Annotated in this window: 10 protein-coding genes; 2 read left to right on the top strand and 8 right to left on the bottom strand. The window is 67.9% G+C overall.

The features are described from left to right. Nucleotides 1-48 precede the first annotated feature (48 nt). On the bottom strand, nucleotides 49-1,743 hold the full coding sequence (locus tag AC3WMR_RS06770) for a methyl-accepting chemotaxis protein (protein ID WP_492263679.1): 1,695 nt from the start codon (nucleotides 1,741-1,743) through the stop codon (nucleotides 49-51). A gap of 176 nt (nucleotides 1,744-1,919) precedes the next feature. Then, nucleotides 1,920-3,338, bottom strand: coding sequence for a deoxyribodipyrimidine photo-lyase (gene phrB / locus AC3WMR_RS06775; RefSeq protein ID WP_492263678.1), 1,419 nt, complete (start codon nucleotides 3,336-3,338; stop codon nucleotides 1,920-1,922). Nucleotides 3,339-3,651: 313 nt separating this feature from the next. On the opposite strand from phrB, the gene AC3WMR_RS06780 reads away from it, so the two are divergent. Then, the gene (locus tag AC3WMR_RS06780; RefSeq protein WP_492263939.1) at nucleotides 3,652-5,100 is read left to right on the top strand and encodes a CoA transferase; all 1,449 of its coding nucleotides are present in this window, start codon (nucleotides 3,652-3,654) and stop codon (nucleotides 5,098-5,100) included. A gap of 87 nt (nucleotides 5,101-5,187) precedes the next feature. On the opposite strand, the gene AC3WMR_RS06785 is transcribed toward AC3WMR_RS06780, so the two are convergent. From AC3WMR_RS06785 to AC3WMR_RS06810, 6 genes are all read right to left on the bottom strand, one after another. After that, nucleotides 5,188-5,727, bottom strand: a complete 540-nt coding sequence (locus tag AC3WMR_RS06785; protein WP_492263677.1) for a peroxiredoxin — start codon at nucleotides 5,725-5,727, stop codon at nucleotides 5,188-5,190. Nucleotides 5,728-5,825: 98 nt separating this feature from the next. Next, nucleotides 5,826-7,025 carry an adenylate cyclase gene (locus AC3WMR_RS06790; protein ID WP_492263676.1) on the bottom strand — a complete coding sequence of 400 codons (1,200 nt, stop codon included), beginning with the start codon at nucleotides 7,023-7,025 and terminating at the stop codon, nucleotides 5,826-5,828. A 30-nt stretch (nucleotides 7,026-7,055) separates the two neighbouring features. Beyond that, nucleotides 7,056-7,199 (bottom strand): hypothetical protein, encoded by a 144-nt coding sequence (locus AC3WMR_RS06795; RefSeq protein ID WP_175194236.1) that lies wholly within the window; start codon nucleotides 7,197-7,199, stop codon nucleotides 7,056-7,058. 236 nt (nucleotides 7,200-7,435) lie between these two features. Further along, nucleotides 7,436-7,843: a DoxX family protein gene (locus AC3WMR_RS06800; RefSeq protein WP_025137657.1), complete on the bottom strand. Its 408-nt coding sequence runs from the start codon at nucleotides 7,841-7,843 to the stop codon at nucleotides 7,436-7,438. Nucleotides 7,844-8,024: 181 nt separating this feature from the next. Then, on the bottom strand, nucleotides 8,025-9,413 hold the full coding sequence (gene dbpA, locus AC3WMR_RS06805; protein ID WP_025137658.1) for an ATP-dependent RNA helicase DbpA: 1,389 nt from the start codon (nucleotides 9,411-9,413) through the stop codon (nucleotides 8,025-8,027). Between the two features lie 211 nt (nucleotides 9,414-9,624). After that, entirely contained in the window at nucleotides 9,625-10,407 is a 783-nt protein-coding gene (locus AC3WMR_RS06810) for an IclR family transcriptional regulator (RefSeq protein ID WP_492263675.1), read from the bottom strand. Between the two features lie 160 nt (nucleotides 10,408-10,567). On the opposite strand from AC3WMR_RS06810, the gene xsc reads away from it, so the two are divergent. Continuing rightward, nucleotides 10,568-12,379 (top strand): sulfoacetaldehyde acetyltransferase, encoded by a 1,812-nt coding sequence (gene xsc, locus AC3WMR_RS06815; protein WP_492263674.1) that lies wholly within the window; start codon nucleotides 10,568-10,570, stop codon nucleotides 12,377-12,379.

Here is a 12,379-nt window from a genome sequence, read left to right on the forward strand (position 1 = left end):
GATCGCGTGCAGACCGGGCCTGGCCGCGTCGCCGCCCGGCGCGCTGACTCAAGAAGTACGCTGCTCGAGCAACGGCTGTGCCACGCGCGGCGGCGATGCGATCAGCCCGGCGGGCACGGGCGCAGCGGCACGCTTGGGCAGCACCGTCTGCGCGCCGGCAATGCGGAACACCTCGATCGCATGACGCAGCTGCGCGCCGCGCGTACGCAGGTTGTCCACCGCCAGGCTGGCTTGTTCGACGCGCGCCGCGTTGCGCTGCGCGGCATTGTCGGTTTCCGAAATGGTACGGCTGACGTTGTCGATCCCGGTGTGCTGTTCCGTGGACGTGGCCGCGATCTCGTTGACGATCTGGGTCACCTGCTGCACCGAATCGACGATGTCCAGCATGGCCTCGCCGGCCCGTTCCACATGCCGCACGCCGTCTTCGACCTTGTGGTTCGAGGCCTCGATCAGTTCCTTGATCTCGCGTGCGGCGGTGGCGCTTTTCTGCGCCAGGCTGCGCACCTCGGAAGCGACTACCGCGAAGCCCTTGCCAGCCTCGCCCGCGCGCGCCGCTTCCACCGCGGCGTTGAGCGCCAGGATGTTGGTCTGAAACGCGATGCCGTCGATGATGCCGACGATCTCGGCGATGCGCGACGTGCTTTGCACGATGCCCTGCATGGCCGCCACCGCGTCGTTGACCACCTGGCCGCCGCGCTTGGCAACGTCCGACGCCTGGTTGGCCATCTGGTCCGCGCCGTGCGCGTTGGTGGCCGTCTGCTTCACGGTCGACGCCAGCTGCTCCATGCTGGCCGCCGCTTCTTCCAGCGAGGCCGCCTGGCGTTGCGTGTGGGCCGACAGGTCGGCGTTGCCGTCGGCGATCTCGGCGGCGGACGACAGTGCGCTTTCAATGCCGTGGTGCACGTCGCGCGTGATGCTGACCAGGCTTTTGCGCATCACTTCCAGCGAGAATTTCAAGGCGCCGATTTCGTCGCGGATGCTGGCCGGCGGCAGCGGTGTGCTGAGATTGCCCGCGGCGATCTGGCGCGTGAAGTCGGTGGCGGTGACCAGCAACCCGGTGATCGACCGCGCAAAGCCCCAGCCCGACGCGAAGATCAGCACGACGCCGCCGGCCAGCATGGCCCCGGCCAATGCGATTTCTTCGGTACTCATGCGGTCCAGCATGCCGTACAGCGCTACGCCAGCCGCGCCCAGGAACAGGCTGGACGCCAGCACGGCCCAGGCCAGCATGCGCGAGCGCACGCCGGTCAGGCGCCACAGTTTCAGGCGGGCCAGCACGCCGCGGATGCCGGTGGGCTTGACCTGGCCGCGACTGAGCGTGAAACCGTGCGCCGTGCCGTTGCGCAAGCGCGTGTAGGCCGCGTCGGCGGCATCGATCTGGGCGCGCGTCGGCTTCACGCGCACCGAGGCATAACAGACCGTTTCGCCGCGCTCGATGATGGGGGTGACGTTGGCCAGCACCCAATAGAAGCCGCCGTCCTTGCGGCGGTTCTTGACCACGCCGGTCCAGGACTCGCCGCGCTGGATGGTGCGCCACAGGTCCTCGAACGCTTCTGCGGGCATGTCAGGGTGGCGCACGATGTTGTGGGCCGCGCCCACCAGTTCATCGCGTGAAAAGCCGCTGACTTCGACGAACGCCGGATTGGCGTAGATGATGCGTCCGCGCGAGTCGGTGCGCGAAATCAGGTACTGCTCGTCGTGCAGCGTGTATTCCTTGTCGTAGACCGGCTGGTTGTTGCGCATGCGTCTGTCGTCCTGTGATGGGCGTGGCGAGGTGCTGCCGGATGATCCGGGACGGACGGTATGGCCGGGTTGATCTACATCAAAATATTTGGAAGTTATGCGAAAGGTAAATGTGGGTGGCGAACTCAAGCCGTGCTGTGATGGACGGCTTGGGTTCGCGCGGGGGATGTACGCGGCTATGCCTTGGGCAGGTTGCCGAAGGCCTCCAGCGCGCGCAGGCGGCTTTGCGCCAGGTCGACGATGGGCAGCGGATAGCCCGCCGCCGCGCGTTCCATGGGGCTGGGGTCGTGGATCGCCGAGTTGTCCAGGTGCGCCAGCTCGGGCAGCCATTCGCGCAGGAACACCCCGCGCGGATCGAACTTGCGTGACTGCGACAGCGGATTGAAGACGCGGAAGTAGGGCACCGAATCGGCGCCGGTGGACGCGCTCCATTGCCAGCCGCCGTTGTTGGCGGCCAGGTCGCCGTCCACCAGGTGCGCCATGAACCAGGCTTCGCCCAGGCGCCAGTCGATCAGCAGGTTCTTGGACAGGAACATCGCCGTCACCATGCGCAGGCGGTTGTGCATCCAGCCCAGCGCCAGCAGCTGGCGCATGGCGGCATCGACAATGGGCAGGCCGGTGCGGCCTTGCTGCCAGGCCGTCAGGTCATCGGGCGCGTCGCGCCACGGCACGGCGGCGGTCTCGGGCTTCATGGGCTGGTGCATGGACAGCGCGGGGCAGGCGGCCAACAGGTGCTGGTAGAACTCGCGCCAGAGCAGCTCGTTGATCCAGGTGGCGGCGCCGACATTGCCGCTTTCCAGTTCGCCGTGGTTGGCGGCCTGCGCCGCCCGCAGCGCCTGGCCTGGCGACAGCACGCCGGCTGCCAGGTAGGGCGACAGGCAACTGGTGGCGGGCAGGCTGGGAAAATCTCGTTCGTCGCGGTAAGCGTCGATGACGCCGTCGGCAAAAGCGTCCAGCCGATCGCCGGCCGCGCTTTCCCCGGCGGGCCACAAGGCGCGGATGGCTTCGCTGGCGGGGCCGTAGCCGTCGAAGGCATCGGGCAAGGGGTCCGGGCCCCAGGCCGGCGCCGTCTGCGCCTTGGGCGCGGCAACGGCGCGCAAGGGGGCGGTGCGCAGGCGCTCCCGGCAAGCGCGGGCATAGGGGGTGTAGACGCGGTAGGTGTCGCCCTTGCCGGTCAGTACCGTACCTGGCTTGAGCAGCGTTGCCCCGTGGTGCAGCGTCCAGTCCACCCCGGCCTCGGCCAGGCGCCAGGACACCGTGTCGTCGCGGCGGCGTTCGTTGACCGCCCATTCGGTGTTGGCGTGGACCTGCTCGATCGCATGGTCGGCGCAGAAGGCCAGTAGAACATCGGGCACCTGGTCCCAGGTGTCCACGGTCAGCAGCTTCAGGGGAATGCCCAGGCGGGCCAGGTCCTGCGACAGTTCGCGCAGGTTGCGCAGCCAGAAATCGACCTTGGCCGGCGCTTCGCCGTGCAGGCGCCACTGGCCAGGGGCCGCGATGAACAGGGCGGTGGCCGTGCCGTTGGCCGCGGCGGCGGCCAGGGCGGGGTTGTCGTGCAGGCGCAGGTCGGTGCGCAGCCAGATCAGCGTATTCATGACGGGGCGGTCGGTCTGGAGAACGCGCGCGCCGGGCGGCGTGCGGCAAGGCAGGCATTCTATCTTGGACCTGCGTCCGGGCAGCGGCCTGCCCGCGTTTGGCGACCATGCCACGCCGTGTAAAAACTACGAGTAGATGTGACGAATATGTGCCGTGGGAAGGTTGCCGGCCGTCCGCCCGCCCCGGGCCGCTGCCCCGAAAAATCGGCGCGTACGGCCGTCAAACCATGAAACACGCTGGCGCTTTCCCTGTATTGACGCGGCTGGCGGGGCCGCCATGTAATTCACTTAACGCCAAAAGAAGATGAACGATATGGGACACCTGATGGATTTCCGCCCGTCCTTTCTCAAAGGACGCACCCCCGCCAGCAAGACACCTCGCGATGTCCTGCAACGCCTCTGGCGCTCGTTCGATCTGCCTGACGAGTCGCTCGAACACGTGGTGCTGACCGGCGCGGAACCGGTGCTGCCGTCATCCTTCGCGGTGGGCACCGCGGCGCAGGCCAGCATTGCCGCGGCGGCATTGGCTGCGGCGCAAATCTGGCAATTGCGGGGCGGCGCCCGCCAGCAGGTCGCGGTGGACATGCTGCACGCGGCGCAGGAATGCCGCAGCCATTTCACGGTAGACGGCGCCACGGTCGACCCGCGTGATCCCATCACCGGCGTCTACCGCTGCGGCGACGGCGGCTGGGTCCGCATCCACGCCAATTTCGCGCACCATCGCGATGGCGCCCTGGCGCTGCTGGGCTGTCCCACCGGTGACGGCGCCACGCGCGCCGCCGTCGAGCAGGCGCTGGGCCGCTGGCGTGCGCAGGATTTCGAACAAGTGGCGGCCGACGCCGGCCTGGTGGTCACCGCCATGCGCAGCTTCGACGAATGGGACCGCCACCCGCAGGGCCAGGCCATTGCCGCGCAGCCCCTCTTGACGATCGAACGCATTGGCGATGCCGACCCCCGGCCATTGCCCAAGTACGGCCAGGACGCGCGCCCGCTGCAAGACATCCGCGTGCTGGACCTGACCCGCATCATTGCCGGCCCGGTCTGCGGCCGGGCGCTGGCGGCGTACGGCGCCGACGTGATGCTGGTGAATTCGCCCAACCTGCCCAATATCGACAACCTCATCGATACCAGCCGCGGCAAGCTGTCGGTGCTGGCCGACCTGGATACGGCCGACGGCCGCATCGCGCTGGGCAACCTGCTGCGCAGCGCCCATGTCTTCGTGCAGGGCTATCGCCCGGGCGGCATGGCCGCGCTGGGCTTCGGTCCGCAGGATGTTGCCCGCATCCGCCCCGGCATCGTCTACGTGTCGCTGTCGGCTTACGGGCCGGTGGGCCCGTGGGCCAACCGCCGCGGCTTCGATTCGCTGGTGCAGACGGCGGCGGGGTTCAACCACGCCGAAGCGCAGGCCGCCGGCCAGGATGCGCCCAAGCCGCTGCCCATGCAGATCCTGGACCACGCGTCGGGCTATCTGATGGCGTTTGGCGCCCAGGTGGCGCTGGCGCGCCAGGCCACCGAAGGCGGCAGCTGGCACGTGAAGGTATCGCTGGCCCAGACCGCGCACTGGCTGCGAACGCTGGGCCGCGTCGAGGGCGGCCTGGACTGTCCGATGCCGGGGTTCAATGGCTTGCTGGAAACGACGCCGTCCGGCTTTGGCGAGCTGGTGGCGGTGCGCCACGCGGCGCAGTTTTCCGAAACGCCTGCACGCTGGACCCGGCCGTCCAGCCCGCCGGGCACGCATCCCACGGTGTGGCCGTTCAACTGACCGGTACGCGCCAGACGGCGGATGAATGAACAAGGGGGCGCGAGCCCCCTTTGTCATGGTCCGGCTTCGGCTCGTGTGCGGTTCGGCTTACTTCCTGGCCGCCTTCCATTCCCGCAGTGCGCGCATCGTGTTCGCTACGTGCGCCTCGGGATTCATGTTGGTGTATTCGTACAGGATCTTGCCTTCGGGCGAGATCACGTAGGACGTGCGCTGGGCGCGCTCGGGGCGGGCATCCAGCACGGCGTCGTAGGCCTTCATGATCTTGCCGTCGCCGTCGGCGGCCACCGCGAACTTGCTGCGGCATTCGCTGACCGAAAACTTGTTCAGGGTATCGATGTCGTCGGCCGACACGCCGATGACGGTGGCGCCCAGCGACTTGTATTCGTCGGTGGCTTCGGCGAAATCGTGCGCCTCGATGGTGCACCCCTTGCTGAACGCGGCGGGGTAGAAATACAGCACCACGGGACCTTGCTTGAGGGCGTCGGCGAGCTTGAAGGTGAACACATTGCCGCCGAGCGAGGCCTGGGTGCTGAAGTCGGGTGCGGGCGCGCCGACGTTGAGAGCCGCCTGCGCGGCGGTGCCGGCCAACAGGCCGCAAGCAAGGAACAGGGGGGCGAGGCGCTTCATGGGAGTCTCCGGAAATCGTTGCGCGGCGGGGCTGCGTCAGCCTTGCACTGTAGCCCCGCCGGCGATGGGAATCCAGTCCGGCTTCAGTCAGCGGAAATTCAGTCGCGGCCGCGTTCGTGAGGAGCCGGCCGTTCGCCGCCACGCTGCGGCTCATGGCCGCCTTGAGGCCGGTTGCCGCCGCCATGCTGCGGATTGCCTTCAGGTCGCGCCTGCGGCGGGTGTTGCGGCCGATTCTGGGGCGCGGCACGGTGTTCACGCGCGGCCGCCTGCGCCAGGTTGTCGGGCGCGGGCGTGGGGCGCTGCGCCTGTGGCGGGCGTGCTTGTGACTGCTGGGCCTGGGGTTGCGCTTGCGGCGGGCGCTGCGCGGCCGGTTGCTGCGGGGGCTGCCCCTGTGGCCCAGGGCGGGCCTGGCCCGGGCCGCCAGGCCCGCCCCGATTCATCTCTGGTCGGCCGCCAGGGCCGCCGGCATTCGGTCCGTTGGTCGGACCCGCGCCCGGTCCGCCGCCCGGCCGCGGCCCTTGTCCCGGCCCGCCGCGCTCCGGCGCATGCTCGACGAACGCCTGCGCCGGACGGCCCTGGTTGTGATCAAAGAACTGCGCCCGGTTGCCCGCGGCCTGGCGGGCGAAGCCGCGCTGCACGTCGGTGGGCGGGCGATGCTGTTCATTGCGTGCGGCAATCTCGCGCGGGTCCGCTTGCCGCCGGATGCCGGCCGGCCCGCCGTTGTAGCTGATGCGGCGGTTGTCGATGTTGTTGACCACCACGGTATGGTTGTAGACGTTGGTGACGCGCGTGACGTTCACGTTGGTCACGGCGCGGTTGTAGAAGAAGCGGTCGTGATCCCAATAGCCGCCCACGTAGCCGATGCCGATATAACCGAAACCGTAGTTCACGCCGCCATAGAAGCCGATGTGCGGGCCCCAGTAGCCGCCATGCCAGAGATAGATGCCGTCGACAAAACCCCAGTAGCCGGGCGTCCACAACGCGCCGGTGTAGGGCGCCAGCACCCAGGCGCCGGGCACCCAGAAATAGCCCATGCGGTTCAGGCTCCAGTAGCCGGGTACCCACATGTAGCCGTCGCCGGGGGCGGGCGGTTGCTCGTAGACGGGCAGGGGCGGCGGGGGCTGCGGGCTGCGGTCCACGGGGGCCAGGTTGGCGTTGGCGGGATCGCCGTTGTCGTAGGCGGGCGCGGCCGGCGGGGGCGGCGGCGCATAGGTCTGGGCCATAGCGCCGGCACTGACCGCCAGCAGGGCGGCAGCGGCCAGCGGGCGTAGCGGAAGAATCCTGGCGTGGGCGTTCATGGCGTTTCCTTTACGCGGCGGGCGCGTGGATCAATAGCCGTGATAGTAGTAATGCGGGGCGGGGTAGTAGTAATAAGCGGGCGCGGGACGGTAATAAGCCGGACGCGCCGGCACCACCACGCAGCCCGACAACGCACTGGCCATGGCCAGCATCAACAACACGGTCTTCTTCATTTGGAATCTCCTGCCGAGCGCCGGGCGTGCACCACGCGTTCAATGGGCTCGTAGGGATTAGGCCACGCCTGGCGTGGCGAGTTCGGCTCTGTAATGGATCCGAAACAGCTTTCAGGTGACGGATGTTTGCGCCAGCGTGACCGTTGATGTCGTTCGTAGCATTTATGCCGTTAGCGCATGAAAAAAGGCCGCTTGTGACAGCGGCCTTTCAGGTTGGCGCAGGAGACGACGCGGGGTCAGTTCCAGCGGCCGCCGTTGCCGGCCAGGCTGAAACGGCCCGCGCCCATGAAGGCGATGGCCAGGGCCGTGAACAGGAACATGCCTTGCAGTTCCAGCGCCCAGCCGCCGTTGTTGGTCAGGCTGGACAGTTGGCCGGTGTGCGCCAGCAGAATGGCCACGACCATGTTGATGGCGATGATCAGGCCGCCCAGGCGGGTGTAGATGCCGACGATGATCAGCACCGGCGCGAGGATTTCGCCGATGTAGGCGCCATAGGCCAGAAAGCCCGGCAGCCCGTGCGAGGACAGCATGCCGGCGATGCCGCTGACGCCGCCGCCGGTGATCTTGAACAAGCCATGGAGCAGAATCAGAATGCCGAGGGTCAGGCGCAGGATCAGCTTGCCGGTGTCGTCGGATTTGATCATGGTGAGTTTCTCTTGTGATGGTTAAGGGGGGCAATGCGCGGATTGGAGCGCACGGCGAGCCTTTGGTTCCGCGCCCGGCGCCGCTTGGAGCGCCGGGCGGGGCCATTATGGCAAATCCCGAGCAAAACCATCAAGCTTTTGACCCCGATAACGGGGACTGGCTGACGGGTCGCCCGGGCGCTCAGAATTCCTCGAGGTAGCGCATGCGGAAGCGCCGGCCCTTGATGTTGCTGTTGGAGATGCGCGAAAACACCTGCTTGGCGATCTTGCGGTCCAACGCGACGTAGGAATTGAATTCGGTGATGTTGATCTTGCCGACCTGTTCGAACGTCAGGCCGCCGTCGCCGGTCAGGGCGCCCAGCAGGTCGCCGGGGCGCAGCTTGTCTTTCTTGCCGCCCTGGATGCACAGCGTGACCATGGGCGCGCGCAGGGGGCGGTCGGCCTTGGCGCGCAGCGACTTGATGTCGCCCCAGGTCAGGGGCGAACCCTGGTATTGCTCGATCAGGTTGGCCCAGCGCATTTCGTCGGGCGAACACAGGCTCAGCGCCAGGCCCTTCTGTTCGCCGCGGCCGCTGCGGCCGATGCGGTGCACGTGGACTTCGGTGTCCTTGGTGACGTCGACGTTGATGACGGCGCCCAGGTTCTGGATGTCCAGCCCGCGCGCGGCCACGTCGGTGGCCACCAGCACGGCGCAGCTCTGGTTGGCGAACTGGATCAGGATCTCATCGCGTTCGCGCTGTTCCAGGTCGCCGTTCAAGGCCTGGGCGCTGATGCCTTCGGCTTGCAGGCGTTCGACCAGGTCGTGGCTGCGCACTTTGGTATTGCAGAAGGCCAGGGTGGACACCGGACGGAAATGCGCCAGCAGCGTGGCCACGGCGTCCAGGCGGTCGGCCGGATCGATTTCGTAGAAGATCTGTTCGATGCGGCTGGCATCGTGCTGCGCCTCGACCTTCACTTCGGCCGGGTTGCGCAGGAAGCGCGCGCTGAGCTTCTTGATGTTGTCGGGGTAGGTGGCCGAGAACAGCAGCGTCTGGCGCTTGGTGGGGCAATGCGAGGCGATGGCGACGATATCGTCGTAGAAGCCCATGTCGACCATGCGGTCGGCCTCGTCCAGCACCAGCGTCGTCAGGCCCGACAGGTCCAGGCTGCCGCGTTCCAGGTGGTCCTGGATGCGGCCGGGCGTGCCGACCACCAGGTGGGCGCCGCGCGCCAGCGATTCGGCCTGCGGGCGCGCCGCGGCGCCGCCGCACAGGGTCAGGATCTTGACGTTGGCGATCTGGCGGGCCAGCCGGCGCAGTTCCTGCGCGACCTGATCGGCCAGTTCACGGGTGGGACAGACCAGCAGCGCCTGGGGCGTCAGGCGGTTGGTGTCCAGCTTTTGCAGCACGCCCAGGCCGAACGCCGCGGTCTTGCCGCTGCCGGTCTTGGCTTGCGCGATGATGTCGCGGCCTTCCAGGATGAGCGGCAGGCTTTGCGCCTGGATCGGCGTCATGTTCTCGAACCCCAGGCTTTGCAGGTTCTCGAGCAGGGCGGGGAGCAGGGGCAGGGAGGTAAAAGGCGTGTGGGTCACAGTAGGGTCGCAGAAACTGCGAAAAAAGCGGATTCGGCCGACAGTGTAAGCCCTGGGCGCCTGGAAAGCGCCCGCCAGGCCTGTCCGGCGGCCTGTCCGGCGGCCTGTCCGGCGGCCTGCCTGGCGGCCGATTTCTGGCCAGCCCGAAGGGTGAGTACCCAAATGCGTGCCTTGGGTACTGATGCGAGGCTCCTTTTGGTGTTGACGGGCTTTAGTCCGTCGCCGGCGCCGTTTCCTGGGCGGAGGCCTCGTAGGTGCCCGCCAGGGCCCGGGCTGCCTCCTTCATGCGTGGCAGCCAGGCGCGGGCGCCGTCGATCGACAGCCGGGCCACCGGCGCGTGCAGCGCCACCGCTGCAATGGCGCGCCGGCCCTGCATGATGGGCACCGCCATGCAGACGATGCCCAGGAGGAATTCCTCGCGGTCGAAACTGGCGCCTTCCTTGCGGATCGCCTGCAGCTCGTGTTCCAGCGCGGCGGCCTCGCACAGCGTGTTGGGCGTGTAGCGCGGCAGCGGCGCCGCAGCGAGGAGGCGCGCGCGCGCCTCGCGCCGCATGTGCGCCAGGAACAGCTTGCCGCTGGCGCTGCAATGCAGCGGCACGCGCGAACCGGGCTGCAGGTTCACCCGCAGCGGCCAGGCGGTTTCGACACGATCCAGGTAGATCACCTCGTCGCCGTCCAGCATGGTGCAGTTGCAGGTTTCGCCTATTTCGTCGACCAGGCTGTCCAGGATGCGGTGGCGTTCGGCGCGCAGCGGTGAATTGAGCAGGGTGTCGCGCGCCAGCGCGGACAGGCGCGGACCGCTGATATAGCTTTTGCCGGCCGGTTCGCGCAGCAGCATGCCGGCGTCGACCAGGCGCGACAGGATGCGCAGCACCGACGGCTTGGGCAGCCCGGTGGCCTCGGTCAGGGCCGCCAGCGACACGGGGGTTTCCGAGCGTGCCACCTGTTCCAGCAGAGTCAGCGCGCGCAGCGCTGCGGAGGATTCGTCTTTCATCTTTCAATATTTGAAGATTTGGCGAAAGCGCGCCCGTTCTGTGCGGATTCTGCAAAAAACGGAACGCTGCAGGGTGGGAAAACGCATGCTTGTGCTGCAGTATCGGTTCACACCGGCCAATATGCAATCCAAGCCGCGCCGGCCCGCCAGGAGAGAGACCATGAGCAGCAAGCAACACATGACCCCCAGCGAGGCGTTCGTCGAAACGCTGGTGGCGCAGGGCGTCAAGGACGTTTTCGGCATCGTCGGCTCGGCCTTCATGGACGCGCTGGACCTGTTTCCCGCGGCCGGCATCCGCTTCGTGCCCACAGTGCACGAGCAGGGCGCCGCGCACATGGCCGACGGCTATTCCCGCGTGACCGGCCGCCACGGCGTCTGCATTGCGCAGAACGGGCCGGGTATCACCAATTTCGTCACCGGCGTGGCCGCGGCCTACTGGGCCCACAGCCCGGTGGTGGCGATCACGCCCGAGACCGGCACGTCGGGCATGGGCCTGGGCGGCTTCCAGGAAACCGAGCAGCTGCCGATCTTTTCGCGCATCACCAAGTACCAGGCTCACGTGAACCGCCCCGACCGCATGGCCGAGTTCACCGCCAAGGCCTTCGACAACGCGCTGGCCGAACGCGGCCCCACGCAGCTGAACATTCCGCGTGACTACTTCTACGGCGAGATCGACGTGGCCATTCCCGAGCCGCGCCGCATCCGCCGCGGTCCGGGCTCGGAAGAAGACCTGGAAGCCGCGGCGCGCCTGTTGGCCGGGGCCAAGTTCCCGGTCATCGTGGCCGGCGGGGGCGTGCTGTTCTCGGACGGCCAGGCCGAATGCGTGGCGTTGGCCGAACTGCTGGGCGCGCCGGTGGTCACCAGCTACCTGCACAACGACGCCTTCCCCGCCAGCCATCCGCTATGGTGCGGCCCGCTGGGCTATCAGGGGTCCAAGGCCGGCATGAAGCTCCTGTCGCAGGCCGATGTGGTGCTGGCGCTGGGCACGCGCCTGGGGCCCTTCGGCACCTTGCCGCAGCACGGGCTGGACTACTGGCCGCAGGGCGCGCGCATCATCCAGGTCGATGCCGACCACCGCATGCTGGGCCTGGTGCGGCCGGTGTCGGTGGGCATCTGTGGCGACGCCAAGCCGGCCGCGGCCGCGCTGACGGCCAAGCTGCAGGCGCGCGACGTGGCCTGCAAGGCCACTCGCGAGGTTCGCCGCGACCAGATATCCAGCCAGAAGAGTGCCTGGGAAAAAGAGCTGGATGAGTGGTCGCACGAACGCGACGACTGGAGCCTGGACATCATCGAGCATGGCGGTGGTCGCATGCATCCGCGCCGCATGCTGCGCGAGCTGGAACGCGCCATGCCCAAGCACGCCATGGTGTCCACCGACATCGGCAACATCTGCTCGGTGTCCAACAGCTACCTGCGCTTTGACGAGCCCAACTCCATGCTGGCCGCCATGAGTTTCGGCAATTGCGGCTACGCCTTGCCGGCGCTGATCGGCGCCAAGCTTGGGCGGCCTGACCGTCCGGCGGTGGCGTACGTGGGCGACGGCGCCTGGTGCATGAGCTTTCAGGAACTGCTGACCTGCGTGCGCGAGCGCATTCCGGTCACCGCGGTGGTGTTCCACAATGGCCAGTGGGGCGCCGAAAAGAAGAACCAGGTGGACTTCTACGGCCGCCGCTTCGTCGGCAGCAACCTCTTGAACCCCAACTTCGCCGAGCTGGCCCGCGCCATGGGCGCCGAAGGCATCCGCGTCGAACACTCGGACCAGGTGGGCGCGGCCTTGCAGGCGGCCTGCAAGGCGCAGTCCGAAGGCAAGACGACGGTGCTGGAAATGATGGTCAGCCAGGAGCTGGGCGACCCGTTCCGCCGCGACGCGCTCAAGCAGCCGCTGCGCTTGCTGGACAAGTACAAGCGCTACGTCAACCAGCCGTTCCAGCCGGGTGAGGTGCCGCTGTCGATCGATCCGGTGCGCGGCTAG

Source organism: Achromobacter sp. FW305-C-28 (genome assembly GCF_058783235.1).

What these genes read in the sequence shown, in the direction of transcription:
- AC3WMR_RS06790 (WP_492263676.1), bottom strand. Translation starts at nt 7,025, where the DNA reads ATGAACGCCCACGCCAGGATTCTTCCGCTACGCCCGCTGGCCGCTGCC.
- AC3WMR_RS06795 (WP_175194236.1), bottom strand. Translation starts at nt 7,199, where the DNA reads ATGAAGAAGACCGTGTTGTTGATGCTGGCCATGGCCAGTGCGTTGTCG.
- AC3WMR_RS06810 (WP_492263675.1), bottom strand. Translation starts at nt 10,407, where the DNA reads ATGAAAGACGAATCCTCCGCAGCGCTGCGCGCGCTGACTCTGCTGGAA.
- AC3WMR_RS06780 (WP_492263939.1), top strand. Translation starts at nt 3,652, where the DNA reads ATGGGACACCTGATGGATTTCCGCCCGTCCTTTCTCAAAGGACGCACC.
- xsc (WP_492263674.1), top strand. Translation starts at nt 10,568, where the DNA reads ATGAGCAGCAAGCAACACATGACCCCCAGCGAGGCGTTCGTCGAAACG.
- AC3WMR_RS06800 (WP_025137657.1), bottom strand. Translation starts at nt 7,843, where the DNA reads ATGATCAAATCCGACGACACCGGCAAGCTGATCCTGCGCCTGACCCTC.
- phrB (WP_492263678.1), bottom strand. Translation starts at nt 3,338, where the DNA reads ATGAATACGCTGATCTGGCTGCGCACCGACCTGCGCCTGCACGACAAC.
- AC3WMR_RS06785 (WP_492263677.1), bottom strand. Translation starts at nt 5,727, where the DNA reads ATGAAGCGCCTCGCCCCCCTGTTCCTTGCTTGCGGCCTGTTGGCCGGC.
- AC3WMR_RS06770 (WP_492263679.1), bottom strand. Translation starts at nt 1,743, where the DNA reads ATGCGCAACAACCAGCCGGTCTACGACAAGGAATACACGCTGCACGAC.